The sequence below is a fragment of the Spelaeicoccus albus genome (assembly GCF_013409065.1).
Classification (GTDB): domain Bacteria; phylum Actinomycetota; class Actinomycetes; order Actinomycetales; family Brevibacteriaceae; genus Spelaeicoccus; species Spelaeicoccus albus.
The window spans coordinates 2,322,570-2,342,669 of record NZ_JACBZP010000001.1; the positions used below are offsets into that span (position 1 = coordinate 2,322,570).

Below are 20,100 nucleotides of genomic sequence, written 5' to 3' on the forward strand. Positions count from 1 at the left end.
TTGAGCAGCGCCTTCCGTTTGGGGCCGGAACCCGCGTTTGCCCGCAGCAGTAAACTGGACGAGGAAGCCGTGCGACTCACCGATTGCACGGCCCGGTCGTCGTGCGCGCATGACGGCTCATCGTCAACTCTCACCCTCCAGACGGGACCATTGCCATGTTGTCCGGCATCCAGACAGTGCTTTCAACCGACCCCACGGTCAAGGCGCTGCATACCGACCTCGCCTCCGCCACAGTGGATGCGGTTGCCGGACTCTGGCCCGCATTGACCGCTGACTGGTCGACGGAGCGGCCCCTGCTCGTCGTCACGGCAACCGGCAGGGAGGCCGATGAAGTGGCTGCCGCGGCCGGCGAATTCATGGATCCGGAGACTATCGCCGTCTTTCATTCATGGGAGACCTTGCCGCACGAACGGCTGTCGCCCCGGTCGGACACCGTCGGCCGCCGGCTGTCGGTGCTGCGTAGGCTGCGCCATCCCGGTCCGGTGCCGATACGACTCGTCGTCGCGCCGGTGCGGGCGGTCCTCCAACCGCTCGTCAAGGGATTGGGCGATCTGGAGCCGGTGGCTTTCTCGGTCGGGGACGACGTGTCGTTGACCGAAGTTTCCGAATCCCTGTCGGCAGCCGCGTATTCGCGAGTCGACATGGTGTCCCGTCGCGGCGAATACGCCATCCGGGGCGGCATCCTCGACGTGTTCCCGCCAACCGAGCCGCATCCGTTGCGTATCGAGTTCTTTGGTGACGAGGTCGACGAGATCCGCGCTTTTTCCGTCGCCGATCAGCGTTCGCACGAATTGACCGAGGAAGGACGCCGGACGGCGCCGACAAGCCTCTGGGCGCCGCCGTGCCGCGAGCTGTTGCTCACCGACTCGGTGCGTGAGCGGGCCGCCGCGCTGATCCCGGAATTCCCTGCGGCCGCCGAAATGCTCGAGCGGATCTCGGCCGGAATAGCCGTTGAAGGCATGGAATCACTGGCGCCCGCGCTGGTCGACGGGATGGAGCCGTTTGTTGCGAACCTGCCGGCCGGCACGCGAATCGTCGTGGTACAGCCCGAACGCGTCAGCGCCCGAGCCGCCGATCTCGTCTCGACCAGCGAGGAATTCCTTGCCGCGGCGTGGACGGGGGCCAGTGCCGGCGGAAAGGCGCCGATTGACCTATCTGCGGCTAGCTACCGCACGTTCGAGCAGACCAAAGAGGCCGCCGACGTCCTCCAATTCGATTGGTGGGAACTTGGCGGGTTCGCGCATGACGAAGAACTCGTCGACGAAGTCGGATACTTTTCGATCGATGCGCGCGAGGTGCGCGGCTACGAAGGCGACGTCGACAAAGTACTGACCGACTTGCGCGAATTGGTGTCGGCCGGCTGGAAGATAGTCGTCGCGACCGTGGGCCACGGCCCGGCCGGCAGACTGATGGAAGTCTTCCGCGAAGCCGAAGTGCCGGCCCGGCGAGACGACGACGTCGATGCCGAGCCGCCGTCCGGCCTCGTGATAGTGACGACTGCCGCGACCGCGGGCGGGTTTGTGTCCGAGTCGTTGAAGCTTGCGTTCCTCACCGAAGCCGACGTCCTCGGGCGGTCCGGCGCCGGCAGCACTCGCGATATGCGTCGGTTGCCCAGTCGCCGCCGGAACATGGTGGACCCGCTGCAATTGCGTCCGGGCGACTTCGTGGTGCACGAACAGCACGGTGTCGGCAAGTTCGTCGAGATGACGCAGCGGACCGTCGGCCGCGGGGACGCGGCGCACACGCGCGAATATCTCGTCATCGAATATGCGCCGGCCAAGCGCGGCCAGCCGGGGGACAGGCTGTACGTGCCGTCCGATTCCCTCGACCAAGTGACGAAATACGTCGGCGGCGAGTCGCCGTCGCTGTCGAAGATGGGCGGCTCGGACTGGGCCAAAACGAAGTCGCGGGCGCGCAAGGCCGTCAAGGAGATCGCCGGCGAGCTGATCCGGCTGTACTCGGCGCGGCAAGCGACGTCCGGTCATACCTTTGGCCCGGATACGCCGTGGCAGCGTGAACTCGAGGACGCATTCAGCTATATCGAAACGCCCGACCAGCTCACGACCATCGACGAGGTCAAAGCCGATATGGAAAAGCCGGTGCCGATGGACCGGTTGATTTGCGGCGACGTCGGGTACGGCAAGACGGAGATCGCCGTGCGCGCTGCATTCAAAGCGGTACAGGACGGCAAGCAAGTGGCCGTGTTGGTGCCGACAACCTTGCTTGTGCAACAGCATTACGACACATTTGCCGAGCGCTTTTCCGGCTTTCCCGTCACAGTCGCGCCGCTGTCGCGGTTCCAGACCGGTTCCGAAGCCAGGAAAGTCAAGGAATCACTGGCATCCGGAGGGCTGGACGTCGTCATCGGGACGCACCGGCTGCTTTCGGGCGAAGCTCGGTTCAAGGATCTGGGGCTCATCATCGTGGACGAGGAGCAGCGATTCGGCGTCGAGCACAAGGAAACGCTCAAGGCGTTGCGAACCAACGTGGACGTATTGTCGATGTCCGCCACGCCGATTCCGCGCACGCTCGAAATGGCGGTCACCGGCATCAGGGAGATGTCGACGCTTGCCACGCCACCCGAGGAACGTCATCCCGTGCTCACCTACGTGGGCGGCTACGACGAGAAGCAGGTCACGGCCGCGATCCGGCGCGAGCTGCTCCGCGAAGGGCAAGTGTTCTTCATCCACAACCGGGTCGATTCCATTGACGAAGCCGCAAAACGAATCGGCGAGCTGGTGCCGGAAGCGCGGATCGCCGTGGCACACGGCAAGATGCACGAGCGCCGGCTCGAACAGGTCATCGTGGACTTCTGGGAAGGCAAGTTCGATGTGCTCGTGTGCACGACGATAGTCGAGAACGGTATCGACATCTCGAACGCGAACACCCTGATCATCGACAGGGCCGACCGATTGGGACTGTCGCAGCTGCACCAGTTGCGCGGTCGGGTCGGCCGCGGACGCGAGCGTGCGTATTCGTACTTCCTGTATCCGGCCGATCACGAGTTGACCGAAACGGCACATGAGCGCCTGCACACGTTAGCCGCCCATTCCGACCTGGGAGCCGGAATGCAGGTGGCCATGAAGGATCTGGAGATCCGCGGCGCCGGCAATCTGCTCGGGGGTGAACAGTCCGGCCAGATCGAGGGCGTGGGATTCGACCTTTACGTGCGCCTAGTGGGTGAGGCAGTCGCGAATTATCGCGGCGATATGCCCGAGCCGGAGCACGAAGTGCGAATCGAGCTGCCGGTGGACGCGCACTTGCCGCACGACTACGTGCCACACGAGAGGCTCCGGCTGGAGGCGTATCGCAAGCTCGCGGCCGCGGGGTCGCCGCAAGTCATCGAGGATGTCTGCGACGAGCTTGCGGACAGGTACGGTCCGCTGCCGCTGCCGGTGCGTACTCTTGCCGACGTGGCCAGGCTGCGTGTGCACGCGCGTGAGTTCGGGGTCTTCGAGATCTTGGCGCAAGGCAATTTCATCCGGTTCGCGCCGGTCGAGCTACGCGACTCGCAGGTGATGCGGCTGAAGCGGCTGTACCCGCGGGCCATGCTCAAGCCGGCCATCCGGTCGATCTTGGTGCCGAGGCCGAAAGACGGCGGGATCGGCGGCGCCGCCCTGAGCGGCAGCGATCTGCTGGCCTGGGTGAGCGACGTGCTGGACGGCGTGCTCGGCGACGACGTGTCGACCGCTGCGCGAGTCGGCACCACCTCGGCCTCCGCCAAATAGGGCGGCACCCGGCGTCCGGGCCGCTGCGGCCGCGTTCCGCGCGAGCCCGCACGCGATATGGAATGTCAGGAAGATTCTTGCCGGCGCGCCGCCCGCTCGAGATCGCGGACGGCGTGTCGTAAGGCTGCTTCGGCATCGACGCCCTTTTCTTCGGCTTCACGCACAAGCGTTAAAAGTTCCGCGCCGATCCGCCCGGCCTCCGGGTCCGCATCGCCCGGCGTCGCACTTTCCGGGTCGGGGACGTCGAGCCGCGCACGCCCGATCCTTCGCAGTACCTTGTGCGCGCGGGTCAGTGCCGGCAACGCCGTGGGAATGCCGTCAAACATCGATTCGCGGTCGGACTTCTCAGCGGCCTTGATCGTTTCCCAGGCACCCTCGACCCATTCGATGTCGACGGCGCCGCCGGGAAAAGCATCGGACCCCGTGTCGAAAACGTGCGGGTGTCGCCGGACGACTTTTCGGAGCAGCGCCGCGGCGACGTCGTCCAACGTGAACGCCGAGGAGTCTTCCTCCCCGAGTCGTGAGTGGAAGACGACTTGCCAGAGCACGTCGCCGAGCTCTTCGACCATGTCGTCGGCAGTGCCGGTCTCGACCGCGTCGACGTATTCGTAGCACTCCTCGATCAAATACGGCAGGAGCGTGCGGTGGGTCTGTTCGGCGCTCCATGGGCAGCCGCCGGGGGAGCGGAGCGTGTCGATAGCGCTGCGGAGGTCGTCAAGGGATCCGGTCTGTGCCACAGTGCCAGCCTAAACCTCCCGGCGTACGCTGTGACCGGCTCGCGGACCGCAATCTCAGTCGGCGAGAATCCGGTAAATCGACCGGCGCGCATCGTCGAGAATCTCGGCGACCTGGTGAGCCTGCTCGTCGCTGGCGGCGAAACGAAGTTGATGGACGGCGCCCATCAGCTTGGCGATGCTGCCGGCCAGTTCGGCGTCGTCCTCGGACTTTCCGGTCGCGCCTTCCCAGGCGGCTTCAAGTTCGTCGGCATGCTCGGCGATATAACTGCGGCCGGCGTCGGTCAGCGTGAAATCGGTCCGGCTTCCTTCGCCGTCGGGCTCGATCAGACCGTCGTCCTGCAACTGTTGAAGGGTCGGATAGACGGAGCCCGGGCTGGGCCGCCACGCGCCGTCCGTGGTGTGCTTGATGGTCTTGATCAGCTGGTAACCGTTGGAGGGCTCTTGCGCCAAGAGCGATAAAATTGCCGCCCTGACGTCTCCTTTGCGGGCACGCCGTTCGCGGAACGGGCCGAAGCGAGGGAAGTCGCCGCCCATTCCGAAACCGCCAAATCGGCCCATCGGCGGCCCAAAAGCTCCCGGGCCATGACCGCCGCGCCCGCCGCGCCCACCACGCCCGCCTCGCCCGCCGCGGCCGTGCGGACCACGGTCTTCGGGGCCGCCGCGTCCGTGGTCGAAGCCGTGTCCTCGGCCCGTGTGCTCGTCATTAGCGCTCCAGTCGTCGCGGGTGTTGTCGGGGTCATGGCGCTCACTCTCGTTCGTGTCGTCACTGTCATTGCTGTCGTGGTATTCGCGGGTCATGAGAATTTCTCCATGTCGGTAGGTGTCGGTTGTTGCGAAAAATTGATGTATCACGACTGTCGTATGACTATCGCGATATGCCAACGATATATCGTTAAAATTTCGATGTCAACGGCTGGGCAACTCGGTTGCGAAGTGCTGCACGTCGAAGGCGTGCTTTAGTCTTAGAAAGAGCCGACCAATCACCGAATGATGAGGAGTAACGCGTGGCGAATATTGAAGCAGTGGGGGCCAGGGAGATCCTGGATTCCCGTGGCAACCCGACCATCGAGGTTGAAGTTCTGCTGACTGACGGCGTGATGGCCAGGGCCGATGTACCGTCCGGTGCGTCGACGGGGCAGTTCGAAGCGGTCGAACTTCGCGACGGCGACGCCGGCCGCTACGGTGGCAAGGGCGTTCAGCAGGCCATCGACAATGTGCTCGACAAGCTGGCGCCGGCCGTCCTCGGCTTGGAAGCGCACGCGCAGCGCGACGTCGATCAGGCCATGCTCGACGTCGACGGTTCGGACAACAAGGGCAACGTGGGCGCCAACGCGATACTCGGCGTCTCGCTGGCCGTCGCCCGTGCCGCGGCCGACTCGTCCGAGCTGCCGTTGTTCCGATATCTGGGCGGACCGAACGCGCATTTGCTGCCGGTGCCCATGATGAACATCCTCAACGGAGGGTCGCATGCCGACTCGAACGTTGACATCCAGGAATTCATGGTCGTACCGCACGGCGCGTCAACGTTCGCCGAAGGGCTGCGCTGGGGCGCCGAGACCTATCACGCGTTGAAGTCCGTGCTGAAGGAGAAGGGGCTTGCCACGGGGCTGGGCGACGAGGGTGGCTTTGCGCCGAACCTCGGCAGCAACCGCGAAGCACTCGATTTGATCCTCACCGCAATCGACAAGGCCGGGCTGAAGCCGGGCGAGGATGTCGGGTTGGCCCTCGATGTTGCCTCGAGCGAATTCTTCACGGACGGCGGGTACAAGTTCGAAGGCGCCGTTCAAACGGCCGACTATATGACGCAGTACTACGAGACGCTGATCGGCGATTATCCGCTGGTGTCGATCGAGGACCCGCTCGACGAGGACGACTGGTCGGGCTGGTCGGCGCTGAACAAGCAGATCGGCGGAAAAGTGCAGCTGGTCGGCGACGACCTGTTCGTCACCAACCCGGAGCGAATCGCTCGGGGCATCGAGGAAGGCGCCGCCAACTCGCTGCTGGTCAAGGTCAACCAAATCGGTTCCCTGACCGAGACGCTGGATGCCGTGTCGATGGCTCAGCGGGCCGGGTACACCTGCGTCATCTCGCACCGCTCCGGCGAGACCGAGGACACGACTATCGCCGACCTGGCGGTCGCCACGGGGGCCGGCCAAATCAAGTCGGGAGCTCCGGCACGGTCCGAGCGCGTTGCCAAGTACAACCAGCTGCTCCGGATCGAAGAAGAGCTGGGTGACGCCGCACGCTATGCGGGACGCGCCGCGTTTTCGCGGTTGGGCTGATTTCGGCTCCGCACACGGCACACTAGAAGGGCACGCTGTTTCTCTGCGACGGCGTGCCCTTCCCGTGTCGGAGAGAGTAGAGAATGGGGTGAATCGTGACGGCCAAGAGACGTCCGGCTACCCGTCGCCGTCAGAGCTCGGCACCCTCGGAAGGCCGTCGCCCCCGCGAGGCCGCACGCGATCGGGACGTCGCCGATCCTCCCGGCGACCCCACCAGGCCGGCACGTCGACTTTCCGGCAGAATGCTGGCCATGGCCGGCGTCCTGCTTCTGCTCGTGTTGTTGTTTGCCCCGACAGTGCGCACATTCATCCGGCAGCAGCAGCAGATCTCCGAACTCAAATCGAGCATTTCCGACACTAAGCACGACGTGTCGAAGCTCAAGCACGAGCGCGCACAAATGAACGATCCGAACTACGTGCGACAGCTGGCCCGCAAGCGGCTCCTCTATACGATGCCCGGTGAGAAGAGCTTCATCGTGATCAACAAGGACAAGGCCCCGACCGTGAAGCAGCACGGCGTCGACAACGGTAAAGTGGTGTCGCCCACCAATAGCCAGGAATGGTATTCGGGGCTGTGGGACTCGGTGCAACGCGCCGGCACCCAACGCCCCATGACCGTTTCTCCATGATGCCGGCTCGGGTCGGCGAGGAATGACATGATCGATACCGCGACCACTGCCGATCTGCACGACGTCGCCGACCAACTCGGGCGGTTGCCGCGCGGCGTCGTCGGGATTGCCGCCCGGTGCCGCTGCGATAAGCCACTTGTCGTGGCAACGGCACCGAGACTCGACGACGGCACGCCCTTCCCGACCGTGTATTACCTCACGCATCCGGCAGTGACGGCCGCGGTCTCCCGGCTTGAGGCGGATGGCGTGATGGCCGACATGACGGCACGATTGGCCGAAGACCCTGAGCTTGCCGCAGGATATGTGCGGGCGCACGAAGCATACCTGCGTGACCGCGACGAGGTCGGACGCCGGGCCGGAACCGGTGCGGTCCCGGAAATCGACGGGATCTCGGCCGGCGGGATGCCCACCCGGGTGAAATGCCTGCACGTGCTTGCGGCGCATGCGCTGGCGGCCGGGCCGGACGTTAACCCGTTGGGAGACGAGACGCTCGAACGGATCAATTGGTCACCGGCGCGCTGTTGCTGCGCCTGACCTCCCCCGCCCTTTCGCCGAGTGGTGGAGGGCAGCGGAGGAGGGTCATCCGTGCGGCGACAAGTCCGGTACGCCGGCGTTGAACCGTCGTCGTAGGGCAAGCCGCGCAGCATAGAAGCCGGCAAGACCATGCACCGACGGGCCGGGGGGAGTCGAGGAACTCGCCAGGAACACGTTCGGCAGCGGCGTGGCCCACGGCGTCGGGCCGAGCACCGGACGCCGAATGAGCTGCGGAAGGGTTACGGCACCTGCCGAGAAATCGCCGCCGACGCAATTGGGGTTGTAGTCGCCGAGCTCCTTGGCCGAGCGGTAGGCCTTGCCGATGATCAGGTCCTTGAACCCGGGAGCGAATCGTTCGATCTGGCCCTCGATAGCTCCCGACACATCGACGTCGGAACCGTTCGGCACGTGCGAATACGCCCACAAGGTGTGTTGGCCGGCCGGAGCGCGGCTCGAGTCGAACAAGCTGGGCTGTGCAACGAGCACGAACGGATTGTCCGGATGGACGCCGGAGGCAACTTGTGCTTCGCTGCGGGCGATGTCGGCCCGGCTGCCGCCTAAATGCACTGTCGGCGTCCTGCCGACGTTCTCGTCCGCCCACGGCACGGGGCCGGACAAGGCGTAATCAACCTTGGACACGGCGCCGCCGTATTTCAAGCTTTCCAAGGCCCGCAGATAGTTCGAAGGAAAGTGGTCGGCGCCGATCCGGGCCAGAGAGCGCGCGCTGACGTCGAGCAGGACGGCCCGGGCCGGGGGCAACTCTTGCAGTGATTTCACCATGTGTCCGGTGACGATTTCACCGCCGTGGGCCACGAAGTCGTCGACCAGCGCATCCATGATGGCTTGCGAACCACCGACCGGAACCGGCCAGCCGGCAGCGTGGGCCTGCAAGGCGAGTACCATCCCGGCGCCGGCAGTGCTGAGAGAAGGCATGCGGCCGACCGAATGGGCGTTGACCCCGGCCAGCAGCGCGGGGGCGACCGGGCCGCTGAAACGTGCATTCCACGCCGGACTACCTTGTTCGAGTACGCGCAGGCCGAACCGCAGTGCCGACGCAGGGTCCCGCGGGAGCCGCATGAGTTGGGAAAACGCGAAATCGATGACGCCGTCGATATGCGGAACCAACGGGGCGAACAGCTTCCGCCACGCGGGGCCGTCACGGCCGAGCGATTCCGCCGTCCGGTTGACGTCGCGGAACGCCAACCCCGCCGGGCCGTCGTCGAGCGGGTGCGCGTACGACATGTCTGGCACGACGAACGGCACGCGCCGGCGGATGTCGAACGCCTTGAAGAACGGCGAGGACAGCACTTGAGGATGTATCGCCGAGCACTCATCGTGCAAAAAGCCCGGCAGCGTCATCTCGGACGAGCGCGCGGCACCGCCGAGCGTCCGGCTGCCCTCGATGAGCTGCACCGACAAACCGGCACGGGCCAGGGTCACGGCGGCGGCTAAACCATTCGGCCCCGAGCCGACAACTATTGCGTCGAATTGCACGTAGCCAGTCTGTCATGACCGTGGCGGTCGCCCGTGGAACCGTGCTTACTCGCGCCCACGCGGCGCCCTCAATTGCCAGGCCGTCACCCGGCACGGCAAAGTATGAAGCATGACTCGAGTAGCTGCCTTCGATTGCGGAACGAATTCACTGCGTTTGCTGGTCGCCGATATCGATGACGACGGGGCGCGTGAAATCGACCGCCGCATGGAGGTCGTGCGGTTGGGCCAGGGCGTGGACGCCACGGGCGGATTTGCGCCCGAAGCGCTGCAACGCACGTTTGCGGTGGTGGATCGGTACGCGGCGCTCTGTCGGGAATTGGGTGTCGAACGGATCCGGTTCGTGGCGACGTCGGCCAGCCGGGACGCCGGCAACCGTGATGAGTTCATGGCGGGAATTCGCGCCAGGCTCGGCGTCGACCCCGAAGTCGTCACTGGCGACGAGGAGGCCGATCTGTCGTTCGTCGGTGCCACGAAGAGCCTTGCCTCGGACGGTTTGACGAGAGAGGGTGCACAGCACGACGCGTCGACGCGCGTACGGTCCGTCGCGTCGCCGCAGTTGGTCGTGGACCTGGGCGGCGGGTCGACCGAGCTCGTACTCGGCGATGCCGACGGGGGAGTCAAAGCCGCGTTCAGCATGAACATCGGGTGCGTCCGGATCACCGAGCGCCATTTGCACTCCGATCCGCCGACGGCCGCCGAGATCAGCGCAGCGCGCACGGACGTCAACGCTTCACTCGATGTGGCTTCGGACGTCGTCCCGCTTGACGCCGTGGGCGCCCTGATCGGGGTGGCCGGCACCGTGACGACAGTGACGGCGCACGCCCTCGGGCTGTCGAAGTACGACAGGGACGCGATTCACGGCACCGAACTTCCGCTCCAGCGCTTGTTCGACGCGTGTGACGACCTGACGGCGATGACGCGCGAGGAACGTGCGGCACTGCCGTTTATGCACCCGGGCCGAGTCGACGTGATCGGCGCCGGCGCGCTCGTGTGGCGGCTCGTCGTCGAACGGGTGGCCGCGGCGTCCGGAATCACCTCGGTCTTCGCCAGCGAGGAAGACATCCTCGACGGCATCGCGTGGAAGCTCGCCTAACCATGCGCACGTCCGCCAGCCCCCGCCGACACGTCACGCGGCTTTCCGCCGCGCTGGCCGCGGTGGCGTTGGCGGCGGCCTCGATCGGCGTGCCGGCGGCCGCGGACTCCATTCGCGACAAGGAATGGTGGCTGGGCCAGTACAACGTCCGGCAGGCGTGGAAAGTGACCAAAGGGCGCGGCGTCACTGTCGCAGTCATCGATTCGGGCGTGGACGGCACACAGCCGGACTTGAAGAAATCGGTCATTAAAGCCGCCGATTTCTCGGGTCTGGGCAAGGACGGCACGACCCCCATCGGGTCGCCGGAATCGTTGTTCCACGGGACCGCGGTGGCGAGCGTGCTGGCCGGACACGGGCACGGGCACGGCGGGAAGTCGGGCATCATAGGCGTGGCCCCGCGGGCGAAGCTGCTTTCGGCATCGGTCTGGCTGGGATCAAATATGCCGGACGGCGTCACCGGGCAGCGAGTCGAGGTCGCCAAAGCGGTGCGCTGGGCCGTGGACAACGGCGCCTCGGTGATCAATCTGTCGCTCGGATGGAACGATCCGGCTTGGCCGGTCGGCTGGGACAAGGCCTTCGAATATGCCGCACAGCACGACGTCGTGGTGGTGGCGTGCGTGGGAAATCGGTCGCAGGGAGCGACCGAAGCGTGGTCGCCGTCGACGATTCCGGGAGTGATAGGCGTAACGGGCCTGCGGAAAAACGGCACCGTGAGCAAGGCGGAGAGCGCGCCGGGTATTGCGGTGGACCTGGCCGGCCCGGGGGAAGACCTGCCGGTGAGCTGGTATCGCGGAGGGTATGCCGACGCCGAAGGCAGCTCGTTCGCCACGCCCGTCGTCGCCGGTGCAGCTGCTTTGATCCGCGCCGCGCATCCGCACATGTCCGCGGCGAACGTGATCAACCGGCTGTACGCCACCGCCAAGCCGGTGAAAGGTCATCACGGCGTGACGACAACGGGCAGCCCGGATCCGTTGGTCGGCCACGGCCGGATCGATGTCGGCGCCGCCGTGACGTCGAAAGTGCCGTCGGTGCGGTCGAACCCGGACGGATCCTTGTCGCAGTGGATCACCATGCACCGGCGCGCCGAAGACGCTCCGAAGTCGCCGCTGAAGGCGGGCGAGTCGGATGCGCAAACGGACGGGACGGCGTCGCCGGCGCCTAACGGGTCGGAAAGTGCGCCCACCACCGTGAAGGGCGATTCTGTCGACGTTCCTCGCCCCGGAAGCGCGCAAAGCCAGGCCGGTCCGGTATTCCTGATCCTGGTCGGGGCGGCCATCGTGGTTGTCTTGGCCGGAGGTCTGGCATTGGCGATTCGAGGCCGACGTCTCACAAAATGAGACAACCGGGCCTCCTCGTGAAAGAATTCACAAGCAAGACTACGATGAGACCATGGCATTGATTCGAAACAGCAAACTTCGTCCCCGTATCCTCATCGTCGGCGGTGGCTATCTCGGCTTTGCGACTGCGCAGCGGCTGCAGAAGTCGGTCGCGCACGGCGAAGCAACTATCACGGTCGTCGACCCGCACCCGTATATGACGTACCTGCCGTTCCTTCCGGAGGTGGCCGGCGGCTCGATCGAACCGCGCCACGCCCTGGTTCCGCTACGCCGTCACCTGCGCAAATGCGAAATCGTCAGCGGCAAGGTCACCAAGATCACGCACGCCGAGAAGTCGGTAGTTGTCGAGCCGGGCATCGGTGAGCCCTTTGAACTCGACTACGACCACATCATCATCGCGGCCGGAAGCGTGCCGCGCACCCTGCCGATTCCGGGGCTGGCCGAAGAAGGCATCGGGTTCAAGCAGATCGAAGAGGCAGTCGCGCTGCGCGATCGAGTGCTCACCCGGCTGGACGAGGCCGCGCTGATCGAGGACGACGCGGAACGGCGCAAGGCGCTCACGTTCGTCTTTGTCGGCGGCGGATTCGCCGGCATCGAATCGCTTGCCGAGCTGCAGGATATGGCAAGCGACGCCGTCCGACACTATGACACGTTGACGGACGCCGACATCCGCTTCGTTCTGGTTGAAGCGCTCGGTCGCGTCATGCCGGAGGTCGGCGAGGCGCAGGCGCGTTGGGTTGTCGAATCGCTACGCGAACGCGGTGTGGACGTGTACCTGGAGACATTCCTCAAGAGCTGCGAGAACAAGCACATCGTGCTGTCGACCGGTGAGGAATTCGACGCCGACACAGTGGTGTGGAATGCCGGCGTCAAGGCCAACCCGGTGCTTGTCGACTCCGATCTGCCGATCGACGAGCGCGGCCGGTTGCAGGTTCGCGCCGATCTCCAGGTCGAAGACGACAACGGCAATGTCGTCGAAGGTGCCTGGGGCGCCGGCGACGTGGCAGCCGTGCCGGATCTGACCGGCGGCGGAGTTGGCGGCTATTGCGTGCCGAACGCCCAGCACGCCATCCGCCAGGCGCCGGTCCTGGTCCAGAACGTTTTGTCGGCGCTGCGCGGCGGCGACGACTTCAAGCAGTACTCGCACAAGACGATCGGATCCGTTGCCGGACTCGGCGTCGGCAAGGGCGTCGCGCAGATCGGAGACTTCGAGGCGCGCGGCTTGCTGGCGTGGATCATGCACCGCGGTTACCACGGCTACGCAATGCCGACCCTCGAGCGTAAGGTGCGTTTGTTCGGCAACTGGTTCGTCGGGGCGCTGTTTGGCCGCGATGCCAGCCAGGTTGTCGACCTCGGCGACCCGCGCGGAGCATTCGTTGAGGCAGCTCACTCGAAGCCGGCCCCGAAGAAGGACACCAAAAAGGAGCCGGCCAAGTCGTAAGTAACCTCCGGCTTTGACACGGCGGCTCGGATCGGGATTTCACCCGCTCCGAGCCGCCGCGGCTGTGTCTGGCTAGACTTGACACTGTTCCATTGCACGCCCCAATAGCCCAATCGGCAGAGGCAGCAGACTTAAAATCTGTTCAGTGTGGGTTCGAGTCCCACTTGGGGCACCGAGGCAAGACCGTGACCAGGTACGACAACGGCAGCACGGTTGTTGCGACGTCTAGTGGGAAGAAGCACCATGCACACGTACGCGAAGCGTCGTGACCGAGCCGTCGCAGGGGTGGCGGCAACCCTTAGCGACGAATCGCCCGTCGTGGGACTGATCGATTTGGACCTTATCGATGAGCGTGCCGAGGAGTTGCGCAATGCCTTTCGCAACGATCAACCCGTGCTGCACACGATTGCCGCGAAAGCAATACCGCTCGGAGCCGTGCTCGCTCAGTGCGCAACACGCGGAATGGGCTGCGAGGTAGCCAGTCCCGGGGAGCTCGAGCTGGCTCTCGCAACGGGGTTCAGTCCTGAAAACATAGTTTTTGATTCTCCGGCTAAAACAGTCGGTGATCTTCGATCGGCTCTGAAGCTCGGTGTGGGTATCAATTTCGACAACTTCACCGAAGTCGCTCGTTTTGACGAGATCCTCGCTCAAGCTGACGCGCTCCCCGAAAACGGCATGGGCTTGCGCATCAATCCTCAGTTAGCGCCGGGCAGCATTACGGCGATGAGCACGGCGACAAAGATTTCGAAGTTCGGAGTTGGCCTCGCCGACGAGGGAACCCGAGAGGAGATCATTTCCACATATCTTGAACGCAGCTGGATGAATCAAATACATGTTCACTCCGGATCTCAGGGCATGTCCCTGGAACAATCCGCGACAGCCGTGCGCGTGATTGTTGAACTTGCCAACGAGATCAACGACCGAAGCGTCCAGCTTTACGGCACGCGACGGGTCAAGCGAATCGACATCGGCGGCGGGCTGCCCGTCAACTATTATTCTGACGAAGTGGCCCCGAGCTACCGGGAGTATCGCCTGATCCTTGAAGAGTTGGTTCCCGAACTATTCGACTATGAGCTCGTCACCGAGTTCGGACGATCCCTTGCCGCAAAATCGGGATCGATCCTCAGCCGCGTGGAATACGTCAAGAAAACAGGGGGACGGCGCATCGCTACAACCCATGCCGGCGTCCAGGTCGTGACCCGGACGGCGTATATGCCGAATGACTGGCCGCTCAGGGTGATTGCGCTGACCGCGGACGGTGAGAGAAAGACCACGCCGGAAGAATTGCACGACGTAGCCGGGCCGGCCTGCTTTTCCGGGGACCTTGTCGCACAAGCGACGCTCTTGCCGCGACTGGACACCGGTGACACGGTTCTCATCCCCGATACCGGGGCGTACTGCTTCACCAGTCACTACTCGTACAACATGTTGCCCCGAATACCCGTGCTCGGCTATCGACAAAACGGCAGCGAGTTGGAGTACTTCCAGCTGCGAAAGCTCCAGACGACGGAGGACGTCGTCGCCGAAGCAGGGCCTCAAGAAGCCCCGCAAATCGATCCATGCTCGGTCCGCGTCGGCGGTGCCATGGCATCGTCGAATTGACGCACTCGCAGCAATTGCGTCAGAGGTTGGGTTTCACATCCTTCTTAAAGGCATGTTGCAGCTGATCCTTGGCATCGGCCAGCGTCTCTTTCGGATCCGTGTTCTGGCTGAGCACTTTGATCAACCCGTCGTTCAGGACTTTTAGGCCGCTCGGGATGAACGCGAGCGCCCAGTCCTGCGAGCGAGTGTGCGGCAGTTGCTTGATCGCTGTGTCGAGCAAGGGGTTGGAGGCAATCAGCTTCTTCGTGTTCGCCGACTTGCGCAACGGCATGTAACCGGTGGCCTTGGCCAAGCCGACGGTGTTTTCGGGCGAGGTCAGGAACTTGATGAATCGTGCCGCGGCGACCTGCTCCTCCGGTGAGATGTCCTTTGGGATTGCCAAGCCGGCGCCGCCCGTAGGGCAGACATTGTCTGTCGCTTCGGGGCCGCCCGGCAAGAAGCCGACTCCTACATCGAACTTGCCCTTGGCCGCCTCGACAACACCGATAAGCCCTCCGGTTGAGCTGACGGTCGCCGAACAGGCTTCGGCGGACAAGTGATCGGTCGACGAACTCGAGGCCGTGACATTTGCCCACTTGCCTTCGAATACTCCCTTGCGGGCCCAGTCGGTCGCCTTGACTGCGCCGTCCGTATCGAGAGTGAGATCGAACTTCTTGCTGTAGGCACCGCCCCAGCCCCAGACCTTGTTTTCGAAGGTCCACGCAATGTAATCACCTGCGTAAACGAACTGTTTCTTGGTGCCCAGATCGGCCGATTTGAGCTTCTTGGTCCACTCTTCGAATTCCATCCAGGTCTTTGGCGCGCGATCGGGAAGGCCGGCCTTCTTCCAATGTGATTTGTTGTAGTAAAAGAGCGGTGTCGAGCGGGCATACGGCACGCCCCATTGCTGGTTGTCGTACGAGTAGTCGTCCCACAGTGTGTCGTTGTAGTCGTCCTTGTCGATGTTTTCGGATTTCACGAGGGCATCGATAGGGATGATCGACCCGTTCAAGTAGTACTTGAACCACGTGTTCACGATCACGACGCCCGGCAGTCCGCCGCCGACTTGTGCGGTCTGGAATTTCTGCGCAACCGATGCGTAGTCCGAGCCGGCTGTCACGAGCTTGACCGTGGTGTCGCTCTGCTGTGAATTCCACTTGTCGACAACCTTCTGCTCATACGCCTGATTCGCTGCAGGGTGGTTTGACCAGAATTCGATCTTCTTGGCGGGTTTGACCCCCGAGTAGTCCTTGGACCCGGTCGACTTGGTCGAACCGCTGGCGCTGGTGGACAGGCCGGAACATGCGGCAAGCGCCGCCGCGGAGAGCCCGAGCGCACCTCCGCCAAGAAGCTGGCGCCTGCGGATACTGGAGGATTGCGCTTCATGTCGAGTCAAGAGAAGGGAACTCATGAAATTGCCTTTCGTAGCCGGAGTCGTTGTACTGCGACGTTCTACGGCTGAGTAAGGCTGCAGAGCTTCACAGTGGCCGATCCGAGGCGCCAAGCTCTCGTGCTCTCTATCGCGAGGGTTCCGGCGTCGTCATCCGTCCGGATCATCCGTATTAGCTTTATCACAGATTGCCGCGCCTCAGGCGGCCAATTCGGTCGACTCATCTTCACTTTTCCTGTGGCATCACGAGTGCCCGCGACAACAACGGTTGTGGAACCGCGATTGGTGGAGGAGCTGAATCGATTGATGTGACCGTCGAGAATCGAGCGCAGCAATCGGAGCGAATATGATGCGCGTTTCAGCTATTCCTCCTCGTACGTCGCAGGCTACGGCTCACCGACGTTCTCAAGACTTATCATGGTCGGTGTCGCCGAGACCGTCGTCGACTCGACGAGAAGGGAACGCTATGGCGTGGAATGCCGGCCCCAACACGTATGAAGTTGCCGCGGGCGTCTTCCACGTTGTCGGCCCCGCATCGAACTGGACGATCCTAGTCGAGGCCGGCCGGCCCGCGCTGATCGATTGCGGCTACCCCAGGGACGACGCGTACGTTCTCGGGTCGCTCCGACACCTTGGCTTCGAGCCTTCCGATGTCGTCGGCATTGCCGCCACGCACGGGCACGTGGACCATATCGGGCTGGCCCACAAATTCCAAAAGCGCTACGGCACTCCGGTTTTCGCTACCGGCGACGAAGCGGCGAACGTCACGCGCGAAGTCGTCGACCAGGTTGCAGTGCCGGAAGTTCTGCGACAATCGTGGCGGCCGCGAGTTGCGCTGTGGCTCACTCACGCAATGCGCAGCGGCGCCACCGATCCGGTCGGTGTCTCGAGAGTCACCGAGGTGGTTCCGGGCAGGCCGCTGGATTTGCCGCTGCACCCCGTCCCCGTTTCAGTCCCGGGGCATACTCGCGGGCACACGAGTTTTCTACTCGAAGATCGGGACGTTCTTATTGCCGGGGACGCGCTCATGACTGCCCACCCGACCACCGGTACCACCGGGCCTTCGCTGCTACCGGACATGTTCAATTACGATACCGAACTGGCATTCGCCAGCCTGGACGTCATCGCCGATTACGACACGGCCTTGCTGCTTCCCGGACACGGGCTTGCCGACGACTCCGGGTCCAAAAAGGCCGTCGATCGCGTCCGGCGCGCATGGCACGCACGTGTCGGCGGTCGTTGACTCGGACATGCGACCATGGCACAGTTCGATTGTCGACAATCATTCTTCGGGTCTTTCCGATGATGCCCGGACCCGGCCGCACGACGCACGTCAGTGCACGGAAAGGACCGCTTGATGGACGTTCCCGCCGAGCAACAGCAGTCGAACCACGGCGGCCGGGCGCCGCACGGCCCCAAAAAGCTGCGGTCGCGGCATATCACCATGATCACCCTCGGCGGGATCATCGGATCGAGCCTTTTCGTCGGCTCGGCCAACATCATCCGTTCAGTCGGTCCGACCGCCGTCGTATCCTATCTTGTGGGTGGGCTGCTCGTCTATCTGGCCATGCTCATGCTCGGCGAGATGGCGGCCGTGCGGCCCGCCGTCGGGTCGTTCATGGAATACGCCCGAGTCGGCCTCGGCGATTGGGCCGCCTATCTGGTCGGTTGGCTTTACTGGTATTTCTGGGTGGGTGTTCTGGCCTACGAGGCCGTGATCGGCGGGCATACCTTGAACGGCTGGTTCCATGGCTTGCCTCCGTGGGCCTGGTCGTTATTGCTCCTCGGCGTGTTCGTCCTGACCAACCTGATTTCCGTTCGCTCGTTCGGCGAAACCGAATTCTGGCTGGCCAGCATCAAAATTGCCGCAATCGTCGTCTTTTTGGGCGCCGGTTTGCTCTTCGTCCTCGGACTATGGCCGGACAGTAGCTTCTCGGTTCACAATCTCTGGCAGCACGGCGGCTTCGTCCCGCAAGGCTTCGGTGCAATCCTGACCGGTGTAGCTTTGGTCATCTTTTCGTATTTCGGCACTGAAATCGCGGTGATGGCCTCCGCCGAATCCGAAGATCCGCCGGCGGGGATCCGGCTTGCGACAATCACAGTCATCTGGCGCGTGCTGCTGTTCTTCGTCGGATCGATTTTGATCATCACGATGGTTGTGCCGTGGGACAAGCTGCCGGCAGCGACGGGGGTGGCCAATGCGCCGTTCACTCTCATGTTTGAGAAATTCGGAATTCCGGCCGCCTCGATCGTCATGGAACTCGTCATCTTCTCGGCCGTCGTGTCGGTGCTCAACTCGGGGCTTTACTCCGCGTCGAGGATGTTCGCGTCATTGGCCGACAAAGGATTCGCGCCAAAGATCGTCAGCCGCAAGGCACGCAATGGCGTGCCGGTCGTCGCCGTGTTCGCATCAACTGCGGGCGGAGTGATCGCGGCAATTGCCAACTTCATTGCGCCGAACTCGGGCATCTTTGACTTCATCATGAATTCCGCCGGCCTTGTCGCCTTGTTCGTGTACGTGTTCATCGCACTCACTCATATGAGGCTTCGCCAGAAGATGACCGCGCACGAAGTTGCCGGACTGAAGGTCAAGGTGAAGCTCTTCCCTTGGCTCAACATTTTTCTGATCGCTGCCGTGGCAGTCGTCGTAGTAATCATGCTGACCACTCCTGTCGGACGCACTCAAGTGTGGACCAGTTTGGTCGCCACCGGCGTCCTGCTGCTCTTTTGGCCGTTGGTGCGCCGGAAGCTCGCTGCCATGCGCGGTGAAAACACTCTCGAAGCGGACCGGTCGAATCACTCCGCTTGATCGCCGGACGCCCGCCCGGGCGCCGAGCCATCGACGAATTTCGGAAAATAACTGGCACGGAGAATTCTCTCGTGCTTATCATGGTTCCACAGCGCGCCGCGGATAAATTCCGAAAGGCGCGAAATGTCAGGAAAGGGGTGAACCGTGAAAATGACTAATATTGATGGATTGATCGCTAATGCGACGGGCATCTGCGCCGCGAATCTCTGCGCGCCGGTTCGCCCGCTGCTCGTCCGCGGCTAGCGGGCACTCAGCCTCACCGTCACGAAGCGCCGTTTCCGAGCGACTTCGTTTTCTCTTATCGCTCGGTTCGATGGATCCTACGCAAATACCGGTCCGTCACTGCGCCGAATAACGCCAATTTTCAACAAAGGACCAAATTCGTGCTTGACCGCGCCCAAAAATCGTCACAAACATTCCGAAAAAAGAAAAGAGCTAAGTCCATGAAACCATTGACCGGCCGAATACATCGGTTCTCCTCCTGGCTGGATTCGTTCGCCGATCGAACCTCCTCGCAGGCAGAATACGAACGCGCTCGCGAAAAGACACTCCTCTGGATGGCCATGAACGGCATCCGCTGACGGGACGGGTGTCGCCGCGAGCACGGACTGGGTACTGTGCATAATGACAAGAACGCGAACCGAGAGAAGAGGTGCGAGATGTTCGAAGCGGACGATATTCGTGACTGGCAGGGCGAGGACGTTGTCGACGTCAACGGATCGAAGATCGGCCCGTTCGAGCAGACGTATTTCGACAACACGACCGAGCAGCCGGTCTTCGCGACGGTTCGCATCGGCCTTCCGGGGAAGCGCCGATACGTCTTCGTGCCACTCGACGGTGCGCGCGTCTCGCCGAAATACGTGCGCGTCCAATGGGAAAAGGACGTCGTGAAGGAGGCCCCGTACTTGGAGCCGGAAGGCGAGCTGACTGGCGACCAGGAACCCGAGATCTTTGAACACTTCGGGTACGAATACCACCGCGGAGCGACCGGCGAACGGCGGCTCGGTCGGCGCTGAGGGCGTAGCGTCGGGAATAAGGGCGAACG

The 20,100-nt window shown here is 63.5% G+C and carries 16 protein-coding genes and 1 tRNA gene; 13 read left to right on the forward strand and 4 right to left on the reverse strand.

The window, feature by feature from the left end; translation table 11 throughout:
* The first annotated feature begins 155 nt into the window (after nt 1-155).
* The gene (gene mfd, locus BJY26_RS10800) at nt 156-3,728 is read left to right on the forward strand and encodes a transcription-repair coupling factor (protein WP_179428151.1); all 3,573 of its coding nucleotides are present in this window, start codon (nt 156-158) and stop codon (nt 3,726-3,728) included.
* A gap of 65 nt (nt 3,729-3,793) precedes the next feature.
* On the opposite strand, the gene BJY26_RS10805 is transcribed toward mfd, so the two are convergent.
* Both BJY26_RS10805 and BJY26_RS10810 read right to left on the reverse strand, forming a co-directional pair.
* Nucleotides 3,794-4,465 (reverse strand): nucleoside triphosphate pyrophosphohydrolase, encoded by a 672-nt coding sequence (locus BJY26_RS10805; RefSeq protein WP_179428153.1) that lies wholly within the window; start codon nt 4,463-4,465, stop codon nt 3,794-3,796.
* A gap of 54 nt (nt 4,466-4,519) precedes the next feature.
* The gene (locus tag BJY26_RS10810; protein ID WP_179428155.1) at nt 4,520-5,263 is read right to left on the reverse strand and encodes a PadR family transcriptional regulator; all 744 of its coding nucleotides are present in this window, start codon (nt 5,261-5,263) and stop codon (nt 4,520-4,522) included.
* 206 nt (nt 5,264-5,469) lie between these two features.
* Here BJY26_RS10810 and eno point away from each other — a divergent pair, with 206 nt between their 5' ends.
* The 3 genes from eno (at nt 5,470) to BJY26_RS10825 (ending at nt 7,910) form a co-directional block, all read left to right on the forward strand.
* A complete protein-coding gene (gene eno, locus BJY26_RS10815; protein ID WP_179428157.1) occupies nt 5,470-6,747 on the forward strand; it encodes a phosphopyruvate hydratase in 1,278 nt (425 codons plus the stop codon).
* Between the two features lie 95 nt (nt 6,748-6,842).
* On the forward strand, nt 6,843-7,376 hold the full coding sequence (locus tag BJY26_RS10820) for an FtsB family cell division protein (protein WP_179428159.1): 534 nt from the start codon (nt 6,843-6,845) through the stop codon (nt 7,374-7,376).
* Between the two features lie 27 nt (nt 7,377-7,403).
* The gene (locus BJY26_RS10825) at nt 7,404-7,910 is read left to right on the forward strand and encodes a DUF501 domain-containing protein (RefSeq protein ID WP_179428161.1); all 507 of its coding nucleotides are present in this window, start codon (nt 7,404-7,406) and stop codon (nt 7,908-7,910) included.
* 45 nt (nt 7,911-7,955) lie between these two features.
* Here BJY26_RS10825 and BJY26_RS10830 read toward each other — a convergent pair whose 3' ends face one another.
* Nucleotides 7,956-9,404, reverse strand: a complete 1,449-nt coding sequence (locus tag BJY26_RS10830) for a phytoene desaturase family protein (RefSeq protein ID WP_179428162.1) — start codon at nt 9,402-9,404, stop codon at nt 7,956-7,958.
* Between the two features lie 109 nt (nt 9,405-9,513).
* Between BJY26_RS10830 and BJY26_RS10835 the strand changes: the two genes are divergently transcribed.
* The 5 genes from BJY26_RS10835 to BJY26_RS10855 all read left to right on the forward strand — a co-directional run bounded on the left by BJY26_RS10835 (nt 9,514) and on the right by BJY26_RS10855 (nt 14,877).
* Entirely contained in the window at nt 9,514-10,497 is a 984-nt protein-coding gene (locus BJY26_RS10835; RefSeq protein WP_179428164.1) for a Ppx/GppA phosphatase family protein, read from the forward strand.
* A 2-nt stretch (nt 10,498-10,499) separates the two neighbouring features.
* Nucleotides 10,500-11,834 carry a S8 family serine peptidase gene (locus BJY26_RS10840; protein WP_179428166.1) on the forward strand — a complete coding sequence of 445 codons (1,335 nt, stop codon included), beginning with the start codon at nt 10,500-10,502 and terminating at the stop codon, nt 11,832-11,834.
* Between the two features lie 52 nt (nt 11,835-11,886).
* Nucleotides 11,887-13,275: an NAD(P)/FAD-dependent oxidoreductase gene (locus BJY26_RS10845; RefSeq protein ID WP_179428168.1), complete on the forward strand. Its 1,389-nt coding sequence runs from the start codon at nt 11,887-11,889 to the stop codon at nt 13,273-13,275.
* 98 nt (nt 13,276-13,373) lie between these two features.
* A tRNA-Leu gene (locus tag BJY26_RS10850) sits at nt 13,374-13,447 on the forward strand.
* Between the two features lie 71 nt (nt 13,448-13,518).
* A complete protein-coding gene (locus BJY26_RS10855) occupies nt 13,519-14,877 on the forward strand; it encodes a type III PLP-dependent enzyme domain-containing protein (RefSeq protein WP_179428170.1) in 1,359 nt (452 codons plus the stop codon).
* A 19-nt stretch (nt 14,878-14,896) separates the two neighbouring features.
* Here BJY26_RS10855 and BJY26_RS10860 read toward each other — a convergent pair whose 3' ends face one another.
* Nucleotides 14,897-16,267, reverse strand: a complete 1,371-nt coding sequence (locus tag BJY26_RS10860) for an ABC transporter substrate-binding protein (RefSeq protein ID WP_179428172.1) — start codon at nt 16,265-16,267, stop codon at nt 14,897-14,899.
* A gap of 445 nt (nt 16,268-16,712) precedes the next feature.
* Here BJY26_RS10860 and BJY26_RS10865 point away from each other — a divergent pair, with 445 nt between their 5' ends.
* The 4 genes from BJY26_RS10865 to BJY26_RS10880 all read left to right on the forward strand — a co-directional run bounded on the left by BJY26_RS10865 (nt 16,713) and on the right by BJY26_RS10880 (nt 20,071).
* Nucleotides 16,713-17,489, forward strand: coding sequence for an MBL fold metallo-hydrolase (locus BJY26_RS10865; RefSeq protein WP_179428174.1), 777 nt, complete (start codon nt 16,713-16,715; stop codon nt 17,487-17,489).
* 114 nt (nt 17,490-17,603) lie between these two features.
* On the forward strand, nt 17,604-19,055 hold the full coding sequence (locus BJY26_RS10870; RefSeq protein ID WP_237249008.1) for an amino acid permease: 1,452 nt from the start codon (nt 17,604-17,606) through the stop codon (nt 19,053-19,055).
* Between the two features lie 443 nt (nt 19,056-19,498).
* Nucleotides 19,499-19,636 (forward strand): hypothetical protein, encoded by a 138-nt coding sequence (locus tag BJY26_RS10875; protein WP_179428176.1) that lies wholly within the window; start codon nt 19,499-19,501, stop codon nt 19,634-19,636.
* Nucleotides 19,637-19,714: 78 nt separating this feature from the next.
* Nucleotides 19,715-20,071, forward strand: a complete 357-nt coding sequence (locus tag BJY26_RS10880) for a PRC-barrel domain-containing protein (protein WP_179428178.1) — start codon at nt 19,715-19,717, stop codon at nt 20,069-20,071.
* Nucleotides 20,072-20,100 lie beyond the last annotated feature (29 nt).